Below are 25,034 nucleotides of genomic sequence, written 5' to 3'. Positions count from 1 at the left end.
GCCGGAAACACGCCGGGCATCGCGACTTCCCCTAGGGTTGCGGGACAGGGACCCGGAATTGGCATTCCGGGGCGATTTCACCTTGGAATACGATGCCGGCGCGAATGCTTTTGGCCTGAACATCATATGCACCCATCGCACCATTCCGAGCGAGGTCGGGGCGCACGTTGTTCGGTTGCGCGCCATATTCGATGAAACAGCCGGAGCCAGCATCAGCGACCGTTGATCGGCCGTTCTGGTAGATCGCCAAGCGCATGGGGCATCGTTTCAGCGTGGCGTTGCCGACAGGATCGGCGCGGATCGGCGAGCAGCCGGTGAGCGTGTGCAGGACCGAGAGGACGACGGTTTTGGTCGGGCTGCGAACGACGATGTGACTCTCGGAAGCCGGCGCGTTGGCGACCGCAAAGCGCGTATCGCCTTTGGCCGTGTAGGCGTCGTTGTTCTTCTTCAGTCGGTCGGCCCATAGGGAGGCGTAGGGCACAGCCTCCGAGTTCGGGAGCTCGAGATCGGCGTAGGCGACGGCGCGCCAGGCGTTCGGATCATGCGTGAGCGACTGAGCCGAAGCGTCGGACGCCAATTTAAGGGCAGCCGCGACTGCGATAAATGTCAGGCGTCCATGCATTCCTTGCCTCGCTTTTACGCCCTATGATTAAATCAATGTTGTGATGATTGTCGAGCGTGATATTTGGATGCGACAAGAAGCCCGGCTATCGGGGCTGGATGAATTGCGAGGCCTGGCGATCGGGCTGGTGGTGCTGTCGCATGTCGGGCCGGTCTTCGGAGAAGGCGGGACGGCCGCGGCTCTGCTGTTTGCGCCGGCATGGAGCGTTGGGGTCGACCTGTTCTTTGTGATTTCCGGCCTGGTGGTGGAACGCTCATTGCGAAGCCTGCGCCTCGAGCGGGGAGCGCTCGAGGCGGCCTTCGCCTTCTATGTCAGGCGTGCTATGCGCATCGTGCCGCTGGCCTGGTGCGTCGGCGCCATCCTCTCGATCGGGTTGATCCTGCCGGGAAGCGGCGTTGAGCCTGCAGACGCGAAGGCGGCATTCGCCTTCATCTCGAATGCGCATTGGGCGCCCTGTTTCGGGGGCGCCACAGGATGCGGGAACGCCTTTGCGTTTGGGCCATTCTGGTCGATCGCCGCCGAAATGCAATTTTATCTACTGGCTCCGCTCCTGGTGTTCTTGCTACCGCGGTGGGCGCTCGTCGCGCTAGCCGGACTCGTTCTCGTGGTCGGGACGTTCACGCTGCGGCCATGGGGCGGGACGCTTTGGACGTTCCGCATCGATGCAATCGCGGTCGGGCTGGCGATCGGAGCAACCATGGGCACAAGCGCATGGCCATGGCTGGCGGAAAACCTGCAGGCGATCGGTAACATGGAAGCGGCGTTCTGGATGACGGTCGGGGCCTTCATGCTGGCGATCTTGCCGCCGGCGACACATGGCGTGGCGACTGCCGCACTGGCGCTGACGTGCGGGTGGATCGTGACAAGGGCGACCTTGCGGAATGGTTCTGTAAACTGGCCAGGGCGGGTTCTGCGCCGCCTGGGAGACATTTCGTATGCGCTCTATCTGTTCCATCTGCCGGTGCTGGCGCTGTTCAACTGGTCCCTTGGCCAATTCCTGGGCGCTCCGGCGACGGCAACGTTCTCGATCGCGATTGCGATCGGGCTGTCTCATGTACTGACAGCGGCGATCGGAGATCCGCTCCGCCAGCTTGGCCGCCGATGGTCAAATCGAACAGTCCGGGAGGTGTCGCCGTGACGGAAGAAAATCGTCAGTGGTCGCTTGGTGGTGAAGATGTCAATCAGATTCCGCGAGGAGCGAGGGCGCTGGCGGAGCAGCTATTGACCGAGACCGACGGCGATGCCGTGGCAGCGCTCGTCGCGGCATGCTGCGTCATTGGAGCCATGCGCTCGGCGGTATCGAGGGGTATGGTGCGCAACGGATCGCCGTCAGGGATCAATATCGCGCAAGTGCTGGACGTTTTCGTACGAAACGAGCCCCCTGCAGAAGAGCAGAGCCTAACCGATAGATGACCTCGACCGTGAAGTGGCTGCGATGTTGGGAGGCTGTGCGGCCCGCCGCTCGCTCCCCCAGAATGCTGAACGCACGATACCAGCAGAATCTTCGTGGGCGACCGTCGGCAATGCCGAGCACTAACACTGATTTCGCCAGGAAAGAGATTGAACTAGAGCCTTGCGAAACGCTTTGGCCGAACGACAGATCGATCTCGCATAGCGAGTGCCTTTGAAATAGTCGCTCGCCTGGCCTGTTCTTCCTAAAAGAAAAGTGCGGGAAGCATGATTTTGGCCGGTGAGCGATGCGGCCTCCGTGCTGAAGGTCGCCATGACTGCTGGCGCGACCACACGCAATACGCTCGAAGTCGCCGAAGACGGCCGTCGCCATCTTCGAACTGGGATCTGCACAAAAGAGGCGTGGTGGTGAATCGGCAGGCTGGGTGACGACACATCCGGAGCGTCGTAAAAGCCGCTCGCAGCGTACCTCTCATACGCCGCGGACAATCTTGCCGATGCCGGCGCCTTGCCGTTGGTTTGGCCGTCGGCTTCTGTGCGCGTCTGGCCAGCCGACACGCGGCAGTGTGACGGCCGCCGCTTAGTAGCGGTTGCCGAACCAGCCCTTGCTCTTGGGTGGCGAGGGTTCCTGATAAGCCCACGGGACGGATTTGTAGGACGGCCTCGGGTCTTGGACGCGCCAAGCCTTCTGCCAGTAGTAGAAATTGAGGGGTACTCGGGCGAGCACGCGACCATCGGCAGACAGGAGGTCGGAAGCGCAGGCGACGACGGGGCCGTCGTAGTGTTGCACGCGGCCGGTATAGCCGTTGAGCGCTCCGGGCCGGCACGCAAAGACACGAACGCCTGCAGCGATCGTGTCCGGGGCTTCCGCAGGGACGGAGATCGTCTTGATGCCTTCCTCGGTGATGAGCGTGCGCACAGGCACGGAACTCCAATGCGAGCGGCGCAAGGCGTTATTCGCCTGAGCTTCGGTCGGGTAGCCGGTTCGCTGGGTAATGACCGGCGGGAAGCGGCCCCAGTTGGGCGCATATTCTTGCCGGCCGCGACTGACCCGATCGGGCTTCCAATAGGAGTCCGTAACCGAAACGGGGCCGGCCGAATGTGAAGCATCCGGCACTCGCTCGGCGCAACCGGCGAGCAAGGCCGCGGATGCGACGAGGTGGAGGATGTGACGAAAAGAACGCATGTCGTGCTCGGAGGTCATGGGTTTGCAGGTGAGGATTTCCGGCGGAGCCAAGGCATCTGGAAGGTGCTGGCCCAAATGCGGTGCACGAAGCAAAAGTTGATTGCTGGTTCCCATGGGTCACTCCTCTTCAGATTCATTGAGTCAGTAAACTATCTTGCAAATCGCTGTGCAAGTGTCTCTGACTCATATCCCGCGAGGGAAGAGGGTGCCCGTATCCGGATCCGCGCCCGAGGGGCCGGGTAGGGCCTCTGTGTCGAGTTGACGCGGGGCCGTCAGGCAATCGATACTCTGAATGCGCGCTATGCCACGGCGGTCGCAGCGGCATCCGCTGGACGAACTCAGCGGCTTCGTGGGCGGCCTTGCCTGATGTCGCTGCGAGCCTTTCGAAGCCGCTGTTCGAGCGCCAAATAGCGAGCCGTGATCGAGTTCAGCTTTGTGAAAAACTGCCTGCTCTGCGCAGGGTTGCCCGGCGCAGGCGGAGGGAAGAAAGCAAATAGAGCTTCCCGGTCAGCGTCCAATTGTTCTAGCTCCGAGCAGAGACGCCAAATTTCGTGGTCGTCCGTTGCGGAACGCTGATGTGATGCACGGCGGTTGGCACGTGTGGAGTTAGTCTGCCGAGCCACATCGTTTGAGGAAGGTACAATCGTATCCAAGGCGTTTCCTCCACGCCGGGTTGTGGTCATCCAATCTGGAATAATGCGGGTTGCAACCTATGTATACTGGCGGTTTTGCCTGTCACTTTTGACAGGTCGTGAGACGCCGGAATCCAGCGAGGAGCAACCTAGTTGGATAGCCGCGCGATTGGCTTGGAGAGGCACGTCGATAGCAAGAAGGTAAGCTGGATATGGCGCAATTTGACTCAAATTTTCACGACATGACGGAGGGTATTCGCGCAGTTGCCTCTCCTGCGGACGCAGCGGACCTTCTGAACACAATTGTCGAGAGTTACGGCCTTGAGACGGCGGCCTTTCTTACCGTCAGGCCGGTTTACGAGGAACCGAGTAAGCCGTTCTATGTGACCACCTATTCGCCTGAGTGGGTGAAACGCTACATCGAGAAGGATTTTTTCGAGATCGATCCCGTGCTTCGCTACGGGCTGCGTGCTGTGACATTGGTTGATTGGAAGGAGATCCACCTATCGGACAAAGCCGTGCGCACGTTCTTTGGTGAAGCGAGGGAACATGGTGTCGGGAAGCATGGCGTCACGTTCCCGGTTAGGGGTGTCGACGGCGACCGCGGCATTCTGAGCGTGACGAGCAACGAGAACGCAGCGGCGTGGCAGGCGTTCCTCAAATCCGAGGTTCGCGACCTCCAGCATCTCGCCGGCGAATTTCACAACGCTATCGGTCGAATCCAAGGAAGGCGACTCCATCAGACGGTCTGCTCCGATAGAGAGATCGAGTGCCTGAAATGGTACGCGAGGGGAGAGAAGGTCAAACGGACCGCAGAGATACTGTCGCTATCCCCTCGCACGGTCCGATTTCATCTTGATCTGGCACGGGCCAAGCTGGGTGCCAAAAGCTTGGCCCATGCGGTTGCGATCGCGGCCGAGCGCGGCCTTTTCTTTCAAAGACTGTTCTGATCGGTAGCCAAGCGCTTCGCGGAAGCCGCCGGCAAACTCGTTCCGTTTCGTGAAGCTGGGAATGATAGAATGACTGGATCATGGGAAAGAAGGGAGACGTCGCTCTGGACAACCTGATCAGGAAGGCACCGCAGGGGGAGAATGCTGGCCAAACCAAGTGTCCTATTCGCAAACCACACGATACCGCTTGCCGGGCTCGCTGATGTTCTTGCAGACAAGCGGCTTGTGTGGCTCGGAAGAAGAGAGCGGAGGACTTGCGGCCGGCGATGCCCGTCGGTTTGATGTCTTGAGACTAGCCGTACGGCGCGGTTTGAGCCCTTCCGGCTCCTGTGGTGCAACCGGAAACACGCTGGTTTCGATCTGTTGCCGCCGCAGGCGTAGCGGCTCTTTGTCAAAGAATCGCCTGGCATCAAGCGATCTCGGAATAATCACCGTACCATCATCGCTGTGCGCACAGCCGCTGCCCAACAGTAAGGCCAGCCCCAGGAAAACAGGCAGTATCCGTCCAAACATAAGCATAACCCTTGGCGGGCAAACCCCGGCTTGCGGGTCGCCGACAACCGGCGCAATGGACACGAAGAAAGGGCGGCATCGATGCCGCCCTTTCCGTATCTGAGGGCTGAATGGGTTGGATTAGAAATCCATACCACCCATACCACCCATGCCGCCGCCGCCCATGCCGCCCGGCATGCCGCCGGCGCCAGAGTCCTTCTTCGGAGCCTCCGCGATCATGGCTTCGGTCGTGACCAGCAGGCCGGCGACCGAGGCCGCGTCCTGGAGAGCGGTGCGCACGACCTTCATCGGATCGACGATACCCATGGCGATCATGTCGCCGTATTCACCGGTCTGGGCGTTGTAGCCGAAGGTCGCGTCCTTGTTCTCGAGGATCCTGCCGGCAACGATCGAGGCTTCAGCTCCGGCGTTGGCCGCGATCTGACGGGCCGGAGCCTGCAGCGCGCGGCGCACGATGGCGATGCCAGCGGTCTGGTCGGAGTTGGCGCCGACCGCCTTGATGCTCAGCGAAGCGCGCAGCAGAGCGACGCCGCCGCCGGCAACGATGCCTTCTTCCACGGCCGCGCGGGTCGCGTTCAGGGCGTCATCAACGCGGTCCTTCTTTTCCTTGACTTCGACTTCCGTCGCACCGCCGACGCGGATCACGGCAACGCCGCCGGCGAGCTTCGCCAGACGTTCCTGCAGCTTCTCCTTGTCGTAGTCCGACGTGGTCTCTTCGATCTGCTGCTTGATCTGGGCAACGCGGCCCTGGATCTCGGCCTTCTTGCCGGCGCCGTCGACGATGGTGGTGTTCTCCTTGGAGATCGACACCTTCTTGGCGCGGCCGAGCATGTTGAGGCCGACGTTCTCGAGCTTGATGCCGAGGTCTTCCGAGATGACCTGACCACCGGTCAGGATGGCGATGTCTTCCAGCATGGCCTTGCGGCGATCGCCGAAGCCCGGCGCCTTGACAGCGGCGATCTTCAGGCCACCACGCAGCTTGTTGACGACCAGCGTGGCCAGAGCCTCGCCTTCGACGTCTTCCGAGATGATGAGCAGCGGCTTCGAGGTCTGCACGACGGCTTCGAGAACCGGCAGCATGGCCTGGAGGTTGGAGAGCTTCTTCTCGTGCAGGAGGATGTAGACGTCCTCGAGCTCGGCAACCATCTTGTCGGCGTTGGTGACGAAGTAGGGCGAGAGGTAGCCGCGGTCGAACTGCATGCCTTCGACGACTTCGAGTTCGGTCTCGGCGGTCTTGGCTTCCTCAACCGTGATGACGCCCTCGTTGCCGACCTTCTTCATCGCTTCGGCGATCATCTTGCCGACCGACTCGTCGCCATTGCCGGCGATGGTGCCGACCTGGGCGACTTCTTCGGAGGTCTTGATCTTCTTGGCGTTCTTGGTGAGGTGGGCGACGACTTCGGTGACGGCCAGATCGATGCCGCGCTTCAGGTCCATCGGGTTCATGCCGGCGGCAACCGCCTTGTGGCCTTCCTGGACGATCGACTGCGCCAGAACGGTCGCGGTCGTGGTGCCGTCGCCGGCGATGTCGTTGGTCTTCGAAGCAACTTCGCGGACCATCTGCGCGCCCATGTTCTCGAACTTGTCAGCAAGCTCGATTTCCTTGGCGACGGTGACGCCGTCCTTGGTGATGCGCGGGGCGCCGAACGACTTGTCGATGACGACGTTGCGGCCCTTGGGGCCGAGGGTGACCTTCACCGCGTCGGCGAGGATGTTGACGCCGCGCAGCATGCGCTCGCGGGCATCACGGGAGAATTTTACGTCTTTGGCAGCCATGTTTTACTCCTGGGCGTTTCGCCCGAAATTCAGATTGGATGGTGCGGATGAAAGGCGGCGGCGTGTCAGCCGATGATGCCCATGATGTCGGATTCCTTCATGATCAGAAGGTCTTCGCCATTGAGCTTGACTTCGGTGCCCGACCACTTGCCGAACAGGATGCGGTCGCCTTTCCTGACGTCCAGCGGAACCAGCTTGCCGGCTTCGTCGCGGGCGCCGGAACCGACGGCGATGATCTCGCCTTCCTGCGGCTTTTCCTTTGCCGTATCCGGGATGATGATCCCGCCGGCGGTCTTGGATTCGGATTCGACCCGACGAACGACCACGCGGTCATGAAGCGGGCGGAACTTCGACTTTGCCATTTTTACTTCCTCGATGAGAATGGTGAGAACAGTTCCTCCGTCCGGCGGCGCCGGACAAACCAATAGCTGCCCAGCGATGCCGGACCAACTTAGCACTCACCTATGGCGAGTGCTAACAGCGCGGGGGATAGGCTCCTGGCATAGGAGAGTCAAGACGCTCGTGAGGCGATTGCAGCAGCCGGTACGATGATTTGCCCGGCTGTCCTATCGCCGCCGAGGCGACCGCACCGCCAGCAGCGGCCATCGTTCGGCGAGCCCGTAGCTGCCGGTCAGCTCGAGACCGAGATCACCGAAAGATTTTGGCGTCACAGATCGGTCGAAAAACGGCGTTTCTGCGAAGCAGCAAACCGAGCCAGCCGGCGGCTTGGCAGCCCCATGACTGAAATGGGGTGCGGGCGGAACACACTACTCAGCCGCCCGGATCGATGATGCGAAAACAGGCCTAATATTCCGTAAACAGGAAGGCTAGCGACGCCTCGTGGATGTTAACCGTCTGCATGTCGTTCACCATTTGACCTTAGTCCGATGAACTTAGTTATCTTACCCTCTTCTACACTGGGGATGGGAGCTCGAAGTCTCCGCGCCGGAGCGAGCACTCTGCGAGCTTCTTGACCTTCTCCCATTCCGGGAGACCTTCCATCAAGCGGACGTTCTAACGGAGTCGTTTCGCACTCTGAGCCTGAAGCGGGTTCAGGCAGTGCTGGAAGCATGCGGCTCCGTGAAGGTGAAGAGACTGTTTCTCTGGTTCGCCGAGCGGCACGCCCATCCGTGCTTCGGCCGGCTCGATCTCAAACGTATCGACCTTGGTCGTGGCAAGCGCCAGATCGTGGTCGGGGGCGGCTGGACAGCAAGTATCAGATCACTGTACCGGAAACACTCGATGCCGGCGTCTGAGGCTCTTACCGCGCGCAAGTCAGCCTCCTCGTTCGGGTCCTGCCACTGATTGCTGAGGAAGCTGTCTTTGCATTGAAGGGTGGCACGGCCATCAATCTCTTCGTCAGAAACCTTCCGCGCCTGTCAGTCTGATATCGATCTGGCCTATCTGCCGGTCGAGGATCGCGCGACTTCCCTCGCCAATATCGACGCTGCGATACGACGCATTGCTGCTCGAATAGGGAAGAATGTGCCGCGTAGCCGCACCCAGGTTGTGCCGTTGCACAGTGAAGGCGCTGCCACAAAGGTGCTGATTGCCTCCCTCCGACGGTGTACAGATCAAGATCGAGGTGACGCCTGTCATTCGTGGCTGCGTTTACGCGCTTCAGCTTTTCGGCAATGGCATTAAGAATCACGGCGCAGAACCCCAACAATCGGAGCGCCCTTTCATCATCCAAATCTCAAATCGTAGTTAACACGAAAAGTTTGCGACAAGCGCTAGTCTTCGACATAGGCCTCATTCGGCACGTCGTCTTTCGGTCAAACCATCCTCAATCGCTTGCCGGATCGGTCCGGCCGCATCTCGAATATCGGATTGCATGGCAGCAGCTGCAATTTCCGGGTTTCGCTTTCTAAACCCACTGACGACTTCCAAATGGCGAGTATGGCCTGACTTTGACAGAACGCCACTTCTGACGATGTTCAGCATCGGGCCGTAACGCATCCAGAGCAGTTCTATGAGATCGATAAGTTCCGCGTTGCCGCAGCTTTGATAGACGAGGAAATGAAACTTTTGATTGAGGCGGAGGTAAGCCTTGATGTCTTCATGCGGCACCTTCGCGTCCATCTCTGCGTTAATCGCTTCCAGCTCCGCTACCAGTTCGGTTCCCTTTGCCTCTACAGCCAAACGCGTGGCTTCCCCCTCAAGCAGTAGCCGCAAGGGGAGAAGTGCATCCATCCGTTCAGTTGTCGCATCCGGCACACAGAGCGTGCGGCGGGGCGGTGCTTCCAAGGCGCGCGCGGAAAGCAGTCTGTTCGTCGCCTCCCTGATCGGCATCTGACTGGTACCGAATGCCGCCGCGAGTGTCGGCAACGTCAGTTTCTGACCAGGCACGAATTCACCAATCATAAATAATTGCTTGAGTTCCTTGTAGATGAAATCGTCATCTTGAACCGGTCGTCTTTCCACGAAACTTGGAAGGCCTGCGCTAGTAGGGGCCATTTGATTTCCTGTCAGTTTTATTGGCCGCCCGAACGGCGAGTAGCCACTAGTTTCAATGTCGCTTGACCACCGAGTTTGTATACCGCCTGCCACCACAACCAGGCGACCTAAAGACCAGGTCAGTCGTTCTGTGGCACGGCCTGACCGCCGCCGATCCAAAAAATAATTTCTTCCCTCCATCGAGTCAACTCTTGATCAGATATCAGTAACATGATCTGATCAGATATCATATTAGCTGAAAGGTGCCTTTTGCCTGACCCGAACGTGCAGATTGAAACGCCTATAAAGACTGTGGCGATTTTGGGCGCCGGCCTGATTGGATGCAGCTGGGCCGCCATGTTTGCGGCATCGGGGCGGCGGATACATCTCTACGACAGCCACACAGATGCTGGGGCCAAGTTCGCCGAGTTTTGGGAAGCGGTTAAGGATACGCTGGGCGAGATCGGGCTGAAAAAAACGACGACGGCGCCCGAATGGCTGGTCTTCAATTCGGCGGCGGACGCTGTGGCCGGCGCCGATTTTGTTCAGGAGTGCATTCCCGAGAGGCTGGGTGCGAAGCGCCAGCTCTATGCCGAGATCGAGCCGGCACTGCAGCCCGGAACGGTTGTCGCCACGAGTTCGTCCGGCCTGAAGCTTTCGGACCTGCAATCGGGCTGGCTGGATCCCCGCAACCTGATCATCGCCCATCCGTTCAACCCGCCGCACATCATCCCGTTGGTCGAGCTCTACGGCAATGATGCGACGATGCCGGAAGCATTGAGTATCGCGCGCACCCTGTATGAGAGTTCCGGGAAAAAGACGATCACGCTCAAGCGCGAGATCATGGGCCATGTCGCCAATCGCCTTCAGGCGGCCCTATGGCGCGAGGCGATCCATCTCGTGGCCGAGGACGTCGTCAGCGTCAGGGATGTCGATACCGCCATCAGCGCGGGACCCGGCATGCGGTGGGCGGTGATGGGGCCGCACATGCTTTTGAATCTGGGCGGCGGCCCGGCGGGCATCCGCGCCTATTGCGAACAATTCCGTGAAAGCTATGCGCTCTGGTGGGAGGATCTGGGCAAGCCGGAGCTTACCCAGGAGACGATCGGCAAGCTGATCGACGGACTGAAGGAAGAGATTGGCTCGCGCGACTACGACGCTCTGCGAAAAGAGCGCGATGCGAAGCTTGTCGCGCTCCTGAGCGCCATCAACAAGGTCGATGCCGGGCATAGCGAAATAGCGGCTGCCTGAGCCGGAACTCGAATTTTGGCGCTCGGAAACGGCACTTTGGAGCAAAGATGAAGCGTAAAGTTATAGTGACCTGTGCAGTGACCGGCGATGGTCCAATCCATCCGCGGTATACGAATTACCCGGTTACCCCTCAGCAGATCGCCGACGCTTGCCTTGAGGCGGCGCAAGCGGGTGCGTCCGTGGTTCACATTCATGGCCGTAATCCATCAACCGGACTTGGCGACCGTTCTCCAGAAGTCTTTCGCGATATCGTGGACCTGGTCCGGAAGCGGAACCCCGGCGTTCTGATCAACCTTACGACCGGGATGGGAGCGACGTTTGTTCCGGATCCCGGCGATGAAGCTCTTGCGCATCCGACCACCGATGTCGCCACGGCGGAAGACCGCGTTGGCCACGTGAGGGACCTCAAGCCGCAGTTGTGCACCCTCGACGCGACCACGATGAACCTCGAAGGCGGAATTGCCGGTGCTCCGGACTGCATTTTCATGAACACGCCCGGCAAACTGAAGGACATGGCCGAGCTGATCCGAAGTGCCAAGGTCAAGCCCGAAATCGAGGTGTTCAATCCGGGCGATATCCTGTTGGCGCGCAAGTTGATCGAACAAGGACATATCGACGAGCCGCCGCTTTTTCAGATCTGCCTCGGCGTCAAATGGTCTGCTCCGGCCGATGCGAAGACGCTGCTCTACATGAGGGACCTTCTGCCGGCGGACGCAATCTGGAGCGCCTTCGGCATTTCCCGCTGGCAGATGGAAATGGTTGCCCTTTCCACGATCCTGGGCGGCCACTGTCGCGTCGGCCTGGAGGACAACATCTATCTTGAGCGCGGCGTGTTCGCGACGAACGGGCAACTGGTCGAGCGGGCGTGCCGGATAATCCGTGATCTGGGATGTGAGGTTGCGACTGCCGACGAAGCACGGGAAATCCTGGGTGTCTCCTGAGCCGAACGGAGAGTTTCAGTGAATCGAGAAGAAACCTTACCATCGCCGCAATAGAGGAAGCCGTGGCGCAAGAAAAATAAAAAGATGCTTCAACAACATCAACAAAGGGGAAGAAGATGACACAGAAAATTACAGGATCTTTTACGCGTCGCCGTATTCTGCGCGGCAGTGCCGCGGCTGCAATCGGCCTGACTCTGCCTGGCACTATCTCGTCCAGAGGCTTTGCCTCCGAGCCGGACAGGATCAAAATGGGCATGGCGATGCCTCTGGAAGGCGAATGCGCCCAGTGGGGCATTCCCATTCAGCGTGCAGGCCAAATGTGGGCGGATGAGCACAATGCCAATGGCGGCATTCTCTGCGGCGATGGGCAGAAGCACAAGATCGACTTCTCGGCTTATACCAATGTCTGCTTCCTTCCGAACGAGGAACTGAAGGCGTTCCGAAGCGCCGTCCTCCAGGACGGCTGCAAGTACATGTTCCAGACCTACACGCCTGCTTCGCGAAAGGCGATCGCCCGATTCGCGACAGAAAATCAGGTTCTTACCAATTCCTACGGCGGCGGGTTCCTCGGCCCCGACTTCCCCTACCTGATGGGCGGCCTCACGGGTTCCCCCACCGCATTCCTCGGGCTTGTGTCTCACGTCGTGGAGAAAAACCCTGGTGTTAAGCGCGTTGCGCTGATGTTCACAGACAATTCCTTCGGGCTGGCTGGCCAAGGCTACTGCGCAGCCGGATGTGCGCCTTTTGAAGCCCAAGGGAAGATTGAGGTCGTCTACAACGATGTTTTTGATCCCAATACGACCGACTACTTCCCATTGTTGGGCGCAGTCCTCAAGACCAAGCCAGATGCGATTTTCTTTTCCGACCTTCCTCCCGGCAAGCAAGCGATCCTCCTGGAAGCGGCGCAGTCGCTCAACTATAAGGGCATCTGGATGTGCCACTCCTGGGATTTGCCGCAGATCGCGCAGCGCGTGAATTTGGCTGATCTCGAGGGTAGAGTTGTTTGCGGATTTGGCGTGGACGCCTCGGAGGCGAGTTACTCCGCCAAGGCACATAAGATGTACCAAAGCTACGTCGAGAAGTTCGGTGCTGGTGAGTGGATCGGATTTGCCGGCCTTACTTACTCTGCCATGGCCACTTTGGACCAGGCTTTTGCCGAGAGTTCCACCATCGAGCCGAAGGATGTGATGGAGACCCTCTATGCCATTAAGAGCATGGACCACCCGATCTACGGGAAGTCGGCATGGTCAGGAAAGGACATCTTCGCGGTCGACCACCATCTGCTTACGCCGACACCAAAGTACGTCATAAAAAATGGTACTTTTGCCCTTTCCGGGGTCACCGACGACTTTGGATGGTGGAATGAGAATAAGGCCGCCGCTCTGCCTGTTCTTCAGAAGTACAAAATGACCGAACTGTGACTTCTGTGTCCGTAGTCAGACAACGTCAAAATCAGGCGCGCTTGCGCGCCTGATAGCTTGTGCTTATTCGCACTAAGGAGAACCCGATGGCAAGAGACGACATTCTCATCCCACCGTACAAGACAGAGTTATTCGCCGCACCCATCGCTTCCGAGGAAATAGCAGGGATACCTGGCGCACTGGATGTCGGTTTGGAACAGGTCGACCCCGTAACCTTTTCGGTCGTGCATGCCCGCGTGGAAGGCATCATGACGGAGATGACGCAAACGATCCTTGCAACCGCCCGCAATCCGATCTTGCACGGCGCCAAGGATTTTACTTGCTGCCTGCTCGACACGCGCGGTGCATCCATCCTTTCAATGGTGGACTGCATTCCTGTGCACGTGGGAACAATGAGCCCGCCGTTGCGCTTCATCATTCGCGTCTTTGGGAACGATATTCGCGAGGGCGACGTCTTCCTCAACAACGCTTCGTACGCAGGTAATTCCCACGTCGGCGACTTCACAATGTTTGCGCCCATCTTTTACGAAGACAAACTCGTAGCGTGGGCTTGTTCAAAGTGCCATCTGCTCGATATCGGCGCGCACCTTCCCACAAGTATGGATCCGTTCGCCAAGGATATCTACGAGGAAGGCTTCCATTTCCCTGGCGTCCGCCTGTGTCGAGATCACAAGCCGATAAACGACCTCGTGCGCTTCATCGCTTACAATTTCCGCTACTCCCAGCAGTGGCACGGAGATTTCCTTGCCCAGTTGAGCTCGCTCTGGGTGGCCGAGGCGCGCATCATCGATCTCTGCAAGAGGTTCGGCTACGAGACGTTCAAGGGTTGCCTGACTGAGGCGCTGCGTTACGGCGAGCGGGCGATGCGCGAGGAAATAAGGAAGCTGCCGAAGATCACCGTCACGGAAACGCTGAAAACTGAATGCTTTAAGGGCTATATTGACGAGCCTCTTGAATTCAAGATGACCCTGACCATCGACCCGGATGAAGGTTACATTGACTTCGACTACACCGAAATGCCGGACCAGATCGATTTCAGCTACAATCTTAGTTACGCGACCTGTCGCTGCTCAGCCATTCAGGGAACCTTGCCAATCCTCTCGCCGGATCTCCCCTACAACAGTGGCGCGCTGGACCGTATTAGGGTCAAGCAGCGCGAAGGGTCGATCGCTGGTATTCCACGTTGGCCTGTCGGCACAGAAGTTGCAACCGTTGGCTTGAACGACGAAGTCACCAACCTCGTTTTCAAAACCTGGGCAAAGGTTCTGCCGCATCGTGCTCTCGCTGGCATGGGCGAACATCCTGCCGCGAACCACACAGGGGCCGGTGTCGATCCGCGCAAGAACAATCAACCCTATGGGCATCTGCACTACCTGGCCGCCAGCGCAGCAGGGGCTACAGAAGGTTTCGATGGTCTTCCGCACATGTTTGGCCACTGCATCATGGGCAACATGGGCTATGAGTCGATCGAGATCCACGAGCAGTCGCTGCCTCGCATTGTCTGGGAAGTGAAAGCCGAGCCCGACTCCGGTGGCGCCGGCAAGTGGCGCGGCGGGATTGCCATGTCCCACCGTCTGCAACCGATCGGTCACGACATGCAGCTGATATACTGCGGCACGGGCCATACGTGGCCCGCGTTCGGGCTGTTTGGGGGGGAGGGCGGCACGGTGGCAGATCACTGGCTGCTCGATTCCAATACGCTGAGCGAGGAAGCTCATCTTGAGAACATGGGCGAGACGATCTGCCGTCGTGATCAGCACTGGTATGCCAAGACCGGTGGCGGTGGCGGCTTCGGCAATCCCCTGGAACGCGATCCGGAGAAAATTCGCGACGACGCGCGAGACGGGTTCATTTCGCTGAGCGCGGCGCGTGAGGTTTATGGCGTCGTGCTGGATACCAAACCCGAACTCTACGCCGTGGATGTAGAGGCGACAGCCGCCCTTCGGGCACAGATGGGCGCGCGCGCCTGAGAATGGATCGAGGTACAAAATGAAATATCGTATCAGTGTGGATGTGGGGGGCACCTTTACCGACCTGGCCATTGCCGATGCCGACACATTCACCCAGCTCGGTAGTCACAAGTCTCCAACAACGCCGCAGGATCGATCGGTCGGAATCCTCAACTGCATGGCGCTTGCCGCCGAGGAGCTTGGCCTGACGCTCGATAAAATGTTGTCGAGAACGTCAGTCTTCTGCCACGGGTCGACAACGGCGACCAACACAATCCTCGAAATGAGCGGCGCAAAGACGGGACTGATATGCACCCGCGGGACCAAATACATACTCTGGCGAGGGGAAGGTCGGCGGCAGACGATGTTCAACTACAAGATGGAGCCCAACCGACCTCTCATTCGCCCATATCTGAGCAGAGAGGTGACAGAGCGCATCAACGCGCAAGGTGAAATCATTGTTGCCCTCGACGAAGAGGAAGTTCGCAAGGAGGTTCGCCAGCTCAAGGAATGGGGTGTGGAGGCGATTGCGGTCTGCACGATGTGGTCCATTGTCAACGACTCGCATGAGAAGCGTATCGGCGAGATCATCAAGGAAGAATGGCCGGAGGTCGATTTCTGCCTCAGTTCCGAAATCCAGCCGATCATACGAGAATATTACCGCACGAGCTGCGTCGTGCTCAATGCGATGCTCCAGCCGAAGATTTCGCGATATCTGAACAATCTTCAGGGCAAGCTGGAGCAGAACGGCTTCAACGGTGAGACCCTTATCGTCGTGTCAAACGGCGGTGTGGTCCCCATCTCGGAAGTCGCCAAGAAGCCGGTGTTCATGCTGTTCTCGGGTCCGTCGATGGCCCCTGAAGCGGGCTACTATTTCAGCGAGATCGAGGGATCGAAGAACTGCATCACCGTGGATATGGGTGGCACAAGTTTCGACGTTTCCACAGTGCTCGATGGACAGATCACCACCACTAAGGATGGCCGTATTCTGAACTATCCGACCGGGGTGGCTTCGATTGAGATTGCGACGCTGGGTGCGGGAGGCGGCTCGATCGCGGCGCTCGACCGCGCCGGTCTGATCACGGTTGGTCCGCGCAGCGCTGAAGCGATTCCAGGGCCGGCCTGCTACATGCGTGGAGGCGTAGAGCCAACAGTGACGGACGCGTATGTCGTGCTTGGCTACATTCGGCCCGAGTACTTTCTCAACGGTCGCATGAAGATCGATCGTCAGCTGGCCTATGATGCAATCAAGAAGGCTATTGCGGACCCTCTGGGCATTACAGTCGAAGACGCAGCGCTCGGGATCACCCAAGTGGTGAACGAGAATATGCTCGGCGGCATTCTCGACATGACGATCCGTCGTGGCGTCGATCCGCGAGAATTCGCTATGGTCACCGGCGGTGGCGCGACGTCCGTTCCAGTGGCGTTCCTTGCCCGCGAGATGGGTATCAGCAAGGTAGTCATCCCGCGTGAGACCTCTGTTCTTTGCGCCTTCGGCGCCAACAATGCCGCTATCGCGATGAGCGAGGTGGTCTCGAAGTACAGCGATACCGGCAAATTCGACTATCAGGGCGTGAATGAAGCCTTGTCCAGCATCACCAACAAGGGTGCTGCATTCCTGACCCGCATGGGCGTGAAACCCGAGGAGCAAAATTTCGAACTCTTTGCTTCTGCGCGTTACCCGATGCAGACGACAGAACTGGAGATCCCAATCAGGCTGGAGAATGGGCGCATTACGCCCGAGGTTCTCGAAAACATTACCCAGATGTTCCACGAGGCCTATCTTGCCCGATACAAGACGAACGATCCGGCATCCGACGTCGAGTTCCTGATGTGGAGATGCATGGCCACTTTCGAGCGCCCGAAGATCGTGCTCGCTCCTCAGGAAAGGACGAGCGAAAGTTCACGGACCACTTTCCTCAGCAGCGGCAAATCATACTTCGGGGGCGGAGAGGTTGTCGAAACTCCCGTATTTGACGGCGCCAAGCTCAAATACGGCATGAAGGTTTCCGGTCCAGCTTTGGTGACGCTTCCCGACACGACCATTGTGGTTCCTCCGTTTGCCAATCTGGAAACCCGAGAGCTCGGATATTTCGTCATGACCGTGGAGACCGAGATCAAGAGCAGCTCCTCTAACGCCAAGGGAAAGGCTAAGATACGGGAACTGGCTCCAGCGGAGTAACGGACGACGCCCCGCTTCGGCTTTTTCCATGGCGGGGGTGATCGCAGGCTGGAACCTCCGGAGTGGTCATGCTCGACATTAACATCACCCAGGTACTCTTAAATTTCATAGCGCTCAGTTCATTCTACGGCCTGTTCGCGGTCGGCCTTGCGCTTGTATTCGGCGTGATGAAAGTGGTGAATTTCGCCCATGGCGAATTCTTCATGCTTGGCGGTTACACCATCTGGCTGCTGCTGGTGGCCTTCTCAGGGCTACCGCCTTGGATGGTTTTCGTAGCAGCTCTGATCATCGGTCCAATCATCGTCGGACTGGTTGGGGCACTGTTCGAGAAATTGATATTCGCGCCTACCTCGCAGGATGCGTTCGGTGGCTTTATCGCTTCTCTCGGCCTTTCCTATGTCCTGCAGGCCCTGGTTGCTCTCAGCTTTGGCGTGGTTTCTAAAAGTTTGCCGGTCGTGATTCCGGGGCAATTGGAAATCGGCGGTGGCATTCTGACGTATCAGCGTCTGGTCGTTATTTTGTGCGCTGCCGTTATGATGACCTGCCTGTGGTATTTCCTCAGCCGCACCAGAGGCGGTCGTGCCGTCAGGGCCGCATCGCAGAACCGCTCGGCGGCATTGCTCCAGGGTATCAACCTCAAGCGCATTCGCCTGGTCACCATGGTGATCGGCGCCGGTATGGCTGGCATCTCCGGTGTTTTGATGGCGAGCATCATTAACGTAGGTCCTTATATGGGGCTCGAGGCCATCTGGAAGGCTTTCATTGTGGTGATCGTCGGGGGGCTCGGCAGCATCTCCGGTGCAATCGTTGCGGCGATGCTTTTCGGCTTCATCGACAGTTTCGCAAGCGTCGTGGGCCTCAGCCAGTACATTGTGATCATAGACACCGTCATCATGCTTGTGGTTCTGGCGTTCTTTCCGCGCGGTCTGCTCGGCCGCGAAGCGCCGCTCCTCGAGCAGGCACCGGCCAAACATCTTGAGTTGCGGCACTGGCTTGTTCCGCCCGCAATACGCGCGGCGACCATTCCGGTATGCGCGGTGCTGCTGGTTGCCTATCCTTTCGTGGCTTCGTCTTATTATGTCAGCGTCGGCATCCTGTTCCTCATCAACGTCATCCTGGTCGTCAGCTATCGAACGATCACGACCATGGGCGGCTGGTCCTTCGCTCACGTCACGATGCTTGCCATTGGCGCCTATTGCGTGGCCTTGCTGCAGACAGACTTTGGCATTTCATTTTGGATAGCGCTGCCGCTTTCAGGCTTGGCGGCAGCGGCAATCGCGCTCGTCATCGCATTCCCGGTGATGCGTACACGCCAGTTCTATTTCTTCCTCAGCACCTTCGCTGCCGGCGAAGCGATCCGGCAGTGCTTCATTCAGTTCAAGAAGCCTTTCGGAGGGATCGAGGGGATCCCGTTCCTGTCGCCGCCCGAGAGTGTGTTTGGCATCAGTTTCGGCAACACCAGCAACTATTATCTCCTGGTTCTGGTGGCGGCAGCGCTCTGCGTCGGGCTGCTCTACATCGTGGATATCGGCCGCACGGGCCGCTCGATCAAGGCGGTGGCGGAGAATGAGAACCTGTCCATGGCAATCGGTCTCAACACTTGGGGCCTGAAGACCTTGGCCTTCTGCATCGGTTCCTTTTTCGCCGGCATCGCAGGCGCCTTTTACGCCGGCTACAATGGTTTTGTCGCACCCACCGACTATACTCCCCAGTTCATGTTCAAGATCATTGCAGCAGTCATCATCGGTGGAAACCGCACATATTGGGGGCCCATTGCGGGATTGGTAATTCTGACCGTCATGGAACAGGGCTTGCGCGACAGCGCCCAGCTCATTCCGCTGATCTGGGGCACAACCATCATCCTCGCCGTCCTGTTCGTACCGCAGGGGCTGGAAGGACTGGTTGGACGTCTGCTGACGCAGCGCCGGAAAAATATCGCTGCGGGCGAGGAGAGGGCGACCAATGCTTCGCGTGCATGAACTGACGAAGCAATTCGGCAAGGCGGTGGCTTTGAACTCGGTGTCGCTTGAAATCGGCAGTGCTGGGGTTCACGGGCTCATCGGTCCGAACGGGTCAGGAAAAACAACGTTCTTCAATCTGGTCACTGGCTTTCTCTCGCCAACATCAGGCCGTGTAACCTACCAGGATAAAGACATCACGGGCATGCCACCTCACAAGATTTCCCGGCTCGGCATTGCGCGTACATTCCAGAACAGCAGCAACTATTCGAACCTGACCGCCCGCGAGAACCTTGCGACAGCGACGCGGAACAGGATCGGCACGAACTGGTTGCCGAGACTTCTGCATCTCAGATCAGCTCGCGCCGAGGAGTGGGAGCACCGAAATCTGGCGGATGCCATTCTCGAAAGGTTCGGCTTACGTGAATTTGCCAACGTGCCTGCGGCCGACCTGCCGGGCGGAACCCAGAAGATTCTTGGTGTCGCCATTGCGTTTGCGTCTGGACCACGTCTCCTGATGCTCGATGAACCTCTCGCCGGCCTCAATTCCGGAGAAAAGGTGCAACTCATGGAGATCATACGCGGACTGCGCGATGAGGGTTTGACGCTGCTTCTCATAGAGCACGATATGAAGGCCATTATGCAGGCCTGCGACCAGATCGCGGTTCTATGCTACGGCGATCTGATTGCCGAGGGCACGCCCAACAAGATCAGGCGCGATCCTGCGACCATCCGGGCATATCTCGGCGAAGAGGCGGCCTGATGCTGACCGTCGATAGTCTCACAGTCGACTACTCAGGAATAATCGCGCTGGACGGCGTTTCCCTAAGAGCCCAGGAGGGAGCCATTACGTCCCTTATTGGCGCGAACGGTGCTGGCAAGTCCACTGTTCTGAAGTCGATCTCGGGCCTATTGTCGCCTCGCATCGGACAGATCGGCTTCAACGGAGAAACGATATCCGGGCTGGCGCCCGACGAAATCGTGCGCAGAGGCATCTGCCACGTGCCGGAAGGACGGGGGCTTTTTCCCTACATGAGCGTGCTCGACAATCTGCTGGTCGGCGCCCATCTCCGCAGGGACCCGGCCGGGATCCGCGACGATCTGGACAAGGTGTTTCACTATTTCCCGATGCTGAAGGATCATCGTTACCGCATCGCCCGCAACTTCAGCGGAGGACAGCAACAGATGATCGCGATCGGGCGCGGTATCATGGCGCGTCCCCGCTTCTACCTCTTTGACGAGCCGTCGATCGGGCTGGCGCCGTTGATCGTCAGGGATGTTCTGAACACCATCGCAAGAATGGCTCGCGACGAAAAATGCGGCGTGCTGCTTGTCGAGCAGAATGCCAACCTCGCCTTGGACATTTCTTCCGATGCCTATGTAATGGAGCTCGGTCACATCATCATGGCTGGAGATGCAAAAGACCTGAAGTCCAACGAGGACGTCAAGAAGGCCTATCTGGGAATTTAGAAAAACGGTGTGGTGGTCGACTGCGCTACGATGACCTTGCGGAGAAGCCTACAAAGGCTTTGGACGAGGCAATACAAGAAGATGGTTTCCCGCCCGCGACAGCACATTGGGGCTGATGTGTGACAGTGGTATGTGCACTGCAACAATCTGGTGCGGCGTGCCGGCTCGGCCGCTCCAGATCGGCTTCGCGCGGACGTGCCAGTGATCGATTGGGTTACGGGTCATGACGTGCCGTCATGGCCCCTGCCGACCTCGCCTTTGCCGAGAACGGTTTCACATCGGCCCGGCGCCGGCCTTGAATTTCCCGGGCGCGCTCCGGGCCGCCACGATGGTGGCATCGACGATATGCCCGCCCATCTCCAGGTAGCCGGCCTTGCTGAGGCGCTTGTCGAAACGGGCGAACAGGTTGTCCCCCGCGCCGGCTGTGTGAGATGCTCCCGGAACAGCCAGATCGTCTTGGCGTCGGCACCCTGTCTCCGAGACCCAGCCCGAGGAAGCGCATGAAGGATTTGTCGGTCCTGGATCTGGAACTCGGCCTTGTCGTTAGACAGGCCGTAGAGCGCCTGCAGAACCATGATCTTCATCACCGGATCGTAAGGCGGCTGGCCACCCTTCGCGCCATCGGAGCGCTTCAGCGCCTTGCCGAGCGGCTTGCGGGAAAACCTCCCACGGCACCACCGCATTCAGCTTCTCCAGCGGATCGCCGGCCTCGCTCAGCCGGACATATCGCTCGTCAATGTCCCAGAAACCAGCCTGTCCCCGCATCCACTGCCTCCGCGCAAACCAACGCGTCGAGTGAATCAAAATCAAAGGCGAGATACTTCGAACTGCCTCCGCGGCTCCGGCAACGAATTCGACTTCGTCCCCGTGGTCAAACTGTTCACGCGGGATGCCGGCGCGACCTGGCTTCTGACCGAAATCGATCCGGATGACCCGGACCACGCATTTGGTCTTTGTGACCTTGGCTTAGCGGCCCGGAGATCGGTAGTCTGAGCCTCTCAGAGCTCGCTGCCGTTCGTGGCCGCCTAGTTCGAGCATGACCTGTATTTCAGGCCGGACAGGCCGCTGTCGGCCTATGCCAGCGGGGCTCCATCGCCTCGGCCGCATCCAGGTGTGACGTTCGTCACGATGCTCAACGCCATCCTTACGGGTGGCGTTGAGTGCCGAAGGCGATAGCGGCTAGACCTCAGGCCCTGGCCTTACGTTTCGTCGCAGGTTTTTTGGCTGGAAACGGCTTCCTTCCCAAGCCTAGCGACTTTGCCAAAGCCGAACGGGTCGCCGAATAACTCGGCGCCACCATTGGATAGTCCTTCGCCAACCCCCATTTCGCCCGGTATTCATCAGGCGTCAGCCCATGACTGGTCGCAAGATGGCGCTTAAGCGACTTGTATTTCTTACCGTCCTCGAGGCTGATGATGTAGTCCGGAAACACCGACCTTTTGGGGTTAACTGCCGGCTTGGGCGAGGGTTCTGGTATGGGAGATGGCGGGCTAATATTCGACAATGCCGAATTCACGCTCGCGATCAGATCCGGCAATCCGGACACTGGAACAGCGTTCTTTTGGACATAGGCGGCAACGATATCGGCAGTAAGTTCAATCATATTATTGTTTGGTTCCCCGGGCATCGACGTGCTCCTTCAATCACCATATTCTCATATCCGTCAAAGAGACGATATGCGCCCAACCTATGCCATTTGGATTTTGTCCAATCAAGTCGGATATTTGGCATTTCTGTATGACGCAGGGGCAAAAGCGAACTTTCGTTTGGTGGCAAAGCGTAGCCACGCCAAACCAGCCTCCCGGTTAGTGCGGACCAAAGAATGTTGCAATTGCCTCGAATGACTATAGTCTATATGGATCAAAGGCGGGGTCCGGATTATAGAAAGTGAGATATCACGGAGTAGAGATCGAAAATGCCTGTTAAAGCTTCTGCTGTTTCTACCCATGTCCCTTGGTCTGACCACCTAACTGCTTACGATCGAGAGCATCAGCCCATCGATTTGAAGCTCCTGGAAGCGTGGTTCGACGAAGCCAGCGTAGAAGAAATGGCGGAAATTTTGGGTGTCGATCCGTGGGAGGAGCCAGTTCGCGCCCGCGACGCGGTTCGTAGCCATCTCGATCGAGTGGTGTGGCTGTTGACTACGGGATCCAAGGAGCTTTTCAAATCCTTGCCGCAAAAGTGTCCATAGAATCGGCACGAATTCTTTGCCAGTTGATGGACCAAATGCGCGGACGGCGGCTCGGACGAAGAGCGGTGAAGCTTCCGCCATCGTCCAGAGCTCTCCGATAGTTCGCCCATGCATTCGTCGAGCTTCTCCAGGCGAAGCTTCGCCCTGCGAAGTTCATGTCCGGCTTCGAAACGTCGATGGCGTCCCAAAGGTGCGGTCGTCATGAGGTCGAGCTCCAGTTCGGACCCAACACTTGCATTTTATGTGAACACATCAGACGCAACACTTGCATTTGCTGACGTGTCAGGTGAAGAGCTGTCGGCAATGGCGACGAAGTTTAAACAAGATTTTTGCCAATAGCAGCTTGGCGGTGAGTCTCTAGACTTGGAATGGGGGGACGGATGCGACGTTTCGCAAATAGCTTCTTTGCAGGAATTATCTTGGTGTACGGCTTCTCCGGACAGGCATACGCCGGGTCCGCGAAGTCGACGCCGGGTTCGGTGACACTGCCAGCCTTGGGGCAATGCATCAGCCACCGTGACACGGCCCAGAGGCTGGAGTTGACCGGGCGCCTCGCCAAGGACCAGTATCTCTACGTTCTGTGGGGAGAGATCGATGACGGCAGCATTCAGAACTATGGCGAACCCCAGCTTGTTACGAGTCTCAACCCGCAGGAAGCCATGAGGCCCGTAAAGGTGTTCCTGATCGACGCGAATAAGTACAGCGAAGGTTGGTACGCCTACCTGCCGCCTGCCAAGGTCAAGATGGCGATACAGTATTACAACCGGGGTTATACGCCTTCGGAGTTTCAAGTGACTCTGTGCGCGGGTAATAGCCTGACTGCCTCGCCGCCGATACCCGCGCTGGTGCCGTGAGAAGAAACACAGCGCGTGTGGCCTAGGTAGAGAAGCTTCGGTAGTGTCCCAGATAGCTTGTATAGCGCTATGGATGCCATAGCATGACCTGTCAAAATCTGATCATAGGGGGTTTAGTATGATATTAGGCTTTCGACTTACCTTAACTTTGGCCGCAGTAACCTTATTGGGCGGCGCTGCTCATGCGGAGGAAGCTGGACCAAATACGGCGCACAGTGGGGACATCTCTCTCTCTCTCTTGCTACGGCTCCGGCGTCATGAGAATGTCAGCAAGCAATAAAGGGACAAGTTACGGCGTCTCCTGCTCTGGTTATTGCGAATGGGTTCTTGAAGATGGAACATCTCGCGAGATGGATATTCCATTGTTCACGTTTGAGCCCAAGGAACAGGACAAGATGCTGTATAACGTCGACAGCGGCGGCTTTATATCAAAGAGCCAAAACGCACGAGTGAACTGCATGAATTAGCTGAGGCGCAAGCTCAGGCTTAAAGATGGGCGAGACGCCATGCGATTCTGATGTTAAGCCGCCAGTGGCAGACTTCGGATCCAGGAAGTGCTCGGCATCCGGGTTTGTCTTGGCTTGATTGAAGTCCATGTTGGCGACTCCAAAGATGGGAGCGCCGACGATTAGAGTGAAAGCAATGATTTTGTCGTTCGATTGATTAAGTGGTTTGGCGTCTCGCTATTCCTTATTGGTGTCAAACGTAATTGTTGGCGGAGGGCTGCTTATGCCGTAGGGTATAAGGGTGAATACCTCTCTCGGCCGTCCTCTAATGACCCTCGCCGACTTGGCGCCTAAACTAGTCTTCCCTGCAGCACCCCAAAAGCCATGCTGGTCTATCCTCGAGACCCTAATTTCCGGCAAGCCGAAACGCTCTAAATTTAACCTGGCTACTTTAGCGATGATAAGGCGCTTGGCATGAGGCGGACAGGCGAAGGTGGCGCCGGCCAGGAGCGCAGCTGCGAGGTCGCAGCGGCTGCGGGACGGCGGCTGGGATGTGGATAATTAGGCCTGGCCTATTGCGGATTACGCCAGCCGGCGCGCACCCTGGCTACCATGGTGGCGGAGCATGTTGAATTGGCGTTGTTTGAGCAGTCGCTCGGCAATCGCGAGGGCCTGCATCAACCGTTCGGTGATCGTGTGGCTGACGCTGCGGAGAAAACCGCAGGATCGGTTCTATTCGACATACGTGTCGACGGCGATATCTGCGTTCAGCGGATGGCTGGGATTGGATATGGCGAAACCGGCACAGCGATAATCGTAATGGAGAAGAGCGGACAGCTTAGATGC

The 25,034-nt window shown here is 58.3% G+C and carries 21 protein-coding genes and 4 pseudogenes; 15 read left to right on the top strand and 10 right to left on the bottom strand.

The features are described from left to right. Positions 1-31 precede the first annotated feature (31 nt). A complete protein-coding gene (locus tag ACFFNA_RS40735) occupies positions 32-622 on the bottom strand; it encodes a hypothetical protein (RefSeq protein WP_378926118.1) in 591 nt (196 codons plus the stop codon). 67 nt (positions 623-689) lie between these two features. Here ACFFNA_RS40735 and ACFFNA_RS40730 point away from each other — a divergent pair, with 67 nt between their 5' ends. Together ACFFNA_RS40730 and ACFFNA_RS40725 are read left to right on the top strand one after the other, a co-directional pair. Further along, positions 690-1,760: an acyltransferase family protein gene (locus tag ACFFNA_RS40730; protein WP_378926116.1), complete on the top strand. Its 1,071-nt coding sequence runs from the start codon at positions 690-692 to the stop codon at positions 1,758-1,760. After that, the gene (locus ACFFNA_RS40725) at positions 1,757-2,035 is read left to right on the top strand and encodes a hypothetical protein (RefSeq protein ID WP_172235078.1); all 279 of its coding nucleotides are present in this window, start codon (positions 1,757-1,759) and stop codon (positions 2,033-2,035) included. Before ACFFNA_RS40730 ends, ACFFNA_RS40725 begins: the two co-directional genes overlap by 4 nt. A gap of 577 nt (positions 2,036-2,612) precedes the next feature. On the opposite strand, the gene ACFFNA_RS40720 is transcribed toward ACFFNA_RS40725, so the two are convergent. After that, the gene (locus ACFFNA_RS40720; protein ID WP_378926114.1) at positions 2,613-3,332 is read right to left on the bottom strand and encodes a hypothetical protein; all 720 of its coding nucleotides are present in this window, start codon (positions 3,330-3,332) and stop codon (positions 2,613-2,615) included. A gap of 730 nt (positions 3,333-4,062) precedes the next feature. On the opposite strand from ACFFNA_RS40720, the gene ACFFNA_RS40715 reads away from it, so the two are divergent. Beyond that, positions 4,063-4,800, top strand: a complete 738-nt coding sequence (locus tag ACFFNA_RS40715; RefSeq protein WP_378926112.1) for a helix-turn-helix transcriptional regulator — start codon at positions 4,063-4,065, stop codon at positions 4,798-4,800. 633 nt (positions 4,801-5,433) lie between these two features. On the opposite strand, the gene groL is transcribed toward ACFFNA_RS40715, so the two are convergent. Next, positions 5,434-7,089: a chaperonin GroEL gene (groL, locus tag ACFFNA_RS40710; protein WP_378926110.1), complete on the bottom strand. Its 1,656-nt coding sequence runs from the start codon at positions 7,087-7,089 to the stop codon at positions 5,434-5,436. A 65-nt stretch (positions 7,090-7,154) separates the two neighbouring features. Beyond that, positions 7,155-7,451 (bottom strand): co-chaperone GroES, encoded by a 297-nt coding sequence (gene groES / locus ACFFNA_RS40705; RefSeq protein WP_378926108.1) that lies wholly within the window; start codon positions 7,449-7,451, stop codon positions 7,155-7,157. A gap of 625 nt (positions 7,452-8,076) precedes the next feature. Here groES and ACFFNA_RS40700 point away from each other — a divergent pair. Further along, positions 8,077-8,394: pseudogene (locus tag ACFFNA_RS40700) on the top strand (type IV toxin-antitoxin system AbiEi family antitoxin domain-containing protein); the annotation flags it as partial. A gap of 54 nt (positions 8,395-8,448) precedes the next feature. On the opposite strand, the gene ACFFNA_RS40695 reads toward ACFFNA_RS40700, so the two are convergent. Together ACFFNA_RS40695 and ACFFNA_RS40690 are read right to left on the bottom strand one after the other, a co-directional pair. Beyond that, the gene (locus ACFFNA_RS40695; protein WP_378926106.1) at positions 8,449-8,688 is read right to left on the bottom strand and encodes a hypothetical protein; all 240 of its coding nucleotides are present in this window, start codon (positions 8,686-8,688) and stop codon (positions 8,449-8,451) included. Between the two features lie 153 nt (positions 8,689-8,841). Then, a complete protein-coding gene (locus tag ACFFNA_RS40690; protein ID WP_378926104.1) occupies positions 8,842-9,546 on the bottom strand; it encodes a GntR family transcriptional regulator in 705 nt (234 codons plus the stop codon). Between the two features lie 264 nt (positions 9,547-9,810). Here ACFFNA_RS40690 and ACFFNA_RS40685 point away from each other — a divergent pair, with 264 nt between their 5' ends. From ACFFNA_RS40685 to ACFFNA_RS40650, 8 genes are all read left to right on the top strand, one after another. Continuing rightward, a complete protein-coding gene (locus ACFFNA_RS40685; protein WP_378926102.1) occupies positions 9,811-10,776 on the top strand; it encodes a 3-hydroxyacyl-CoA dehydrogenase NAD-binding domain-containing protein in 966 nt (321 codons plus the stop codon). A gap of 47 nt (positions 10,777-10,823) precedes the next feature. Continuing rightward, the gene (locus ACFFNA_RS40680) at positions 10,824-11,717 is read left to right on the top strand and encodes a beta-keto acid cleavage family enzyme (RefSeq protein WP_378926100.1); all 894 of its coding nucleotides are present in this window, start codon (positions 10,824-10,826) and stop codon (positions 11,715-11,717) included. Between the two features lie 116 nt (positions 11,718-11,833). After that, the gene (locus tag ACFFNA_RS40675; RefSeq protein ID WP_378926098.1) at positions 11,834-13,138 is read left to right on the top strand and encodes an ABC transporter substrate-binding protein; all 1,305 of its coding nucleotides are present in this window, start codon (positions 11,834-11,836) and stop codon (positions 13,136-13,138) included. An 86-nt stretch (positions 13,139-13,224) separates the two neighbouring features. After that, positions 13,225-15,108 (top strand): hydantoinase B/oxoprolinase family protein, encoded by a 1,884-nt coding sequence (locus ACFFNA_RS40670; RefSeq protein WP_378926095.1) that lies wholly within the window; start codon positions 13,225-13,227, stop codon positions 15,106-15,108. Between the two features lie 19 nt (positions 15,109-15,127). Next, positions 15,128-17,269, top strand: a complete 2,142-nt coding sequence (locus ACFFNA_RS40665) for a hydantoinase/oxoprolinase family protein (RefSeq protein WP_378926092.1) — start codon at positions 15,128-15,130, stop codon at positions 17,267-17,269. 68 nt (positions 17,270-17,337) lie between these two features. After that, a complete protein-coding gene (locus ACFFNA_RS40660) occupies positions 17,338-19,248 on the top strand; it encodes an ABC transporter permease (RefSeq protein WP_378926089.1) in 1,911 nt (636 codons plus the stop codon). Beyond that, on the top strand, positions 19,232-19,990 hold the full coding sequence (locus tag ACFFNA_RS40655; protein ID WP_378926087.1) for an ABC transporter ATP-binding protein: 759 nt from the start codon (positions 19,232-19,234) through the stop codon (positions 19,988-19,990). Before ACFFNA_RS40660 ends, ACFFNA_RS40655 begins: the two co-directional genes overlap by 17 nt. Further along, positions 19,990-20,697, top strand: a complete 708-nt coding sequence (locus ACFFNA_RS40650; protein WP_378926085.1) for an ABC transporter ATP-binding protein — start codon at positions 19,990-19,992, stop codon at positions 20,695-20,697. The genes ACFFNA_RS40655 and ACFFNA_RS40650 overlap by 1 nt, the downstream gene beginning before the upstream one ends. A 318-nt stretch (positions 20,698-21,015) precedes the next feature. On the opposite strand, the pseudogene ACFFNA_RS41355 reads toward ACFFNA_RS40650, so the two are convergent. After that, positions 21,016-21,161, bottom strand: a pseudogene (locus ACFFNA_RS41355) (IS5/IS1182 family transposase); the annotation flags it as partial. A gap of 30 nt (positions 21,162-21,191) precedes the next feature. Beyond that, positions 21,192-21,272 (bottom strand): annotated as a pseudogene (locus ACFFNA_RS41350) (hypothetical protein); the annotation flags it as partial. 220 nt (positions 21,273-21,492) lie between these two features. On the opposite strand from ACFFNA_RS41350, the gene ACFFNA_RS41345 reads away from it, so the two are divergent. After that, the gene (locus ACFFNA_RS41345; RefSeq protein ID WP_446685997.1) at positions 21,493-21,690 is read left to right on the top strand and encodes a DUF2958 domain-containing protein; all 198 of its coding nucleotides are present in this window, start codon (positions 21,493-21,495) and stop codon (positions 21,688-21,690) included. 193 nt (positions 21,691-21,883) lie between these two features. Here the strand turns inward: ACFFNA_RS41345 and ACFFNA_RS40635 are convergent, their stop codons facing one another. Both ACFFNA_RS40635 and ACFFNA_RS40630 read right to left on the bottom strand, forming a co-directional pair. Next, positions 21,884-22,324 (bottom strand): Ros/MucR family transcriptional regulator, encoded by a 441-nt coding sequence (locus ACFFNA_RS40635; protein WP_378926081.1) that lies wholly within the window; start codon positions 22,322-22,324, stop codon positions 21,884-21,886. A gap of 339 nt (positions 22,325-22,663) precedes the next feature. Beyond that, positions 22,664-22,969, bottom strand: a complete 306-nt coding sequence (locus ACFFNA_RS40630; protein ID WP_378926079.1) for a hypothetical protein — start codon at positions 22,967-22,969, stop codon at positions 22,664-22,666. Between the two features lie 299 nt (positions 22,970-23,268). Between ACFFNA_RS40630 and ACFFNA_RS40625 the strand changes: the two genes are divergently transcribed. Together ACFFNA_RS40625 and ACFFNA_RS40620 are read left to right on the top strand one after the other, a co-directional pair. Beyond that, positions 23,269-23,742: a hypothetical protein gene (locus ACFFNA_RS40625; RefSeq protein WP_378926077.1), complete on the top strand. Its 474-nt coding sequence runs from the start codon at positions 23,269-23,271 to the stop codon at positions 23,740-23,742. Between the two features lie 1,058 nt (positions 23,743-24,800). Then, positions 24,801-25,034: pseudogene (locus ACFFNA_RS40620) on the top strand (hypothetical protein); the annotation flags it as partial.

The sequence above is a fragment of the Mesorhizobium kowhaii genome (genome assembly GCF_042431665.1).
Taxonomy (GTDB): domain Bacteria; phylum Pseudomonadota; class Alphaproteobacteria; order Rhizobiales; family Rhizobiaceae; genus Mesorhizobium; species Mesorhizobium kowhaii.
The sequence above is the reverse complement of the archived record's forward strand: the minus strand, read 5'-3'. Positions and strand labels throughout refer to the sequence as shown.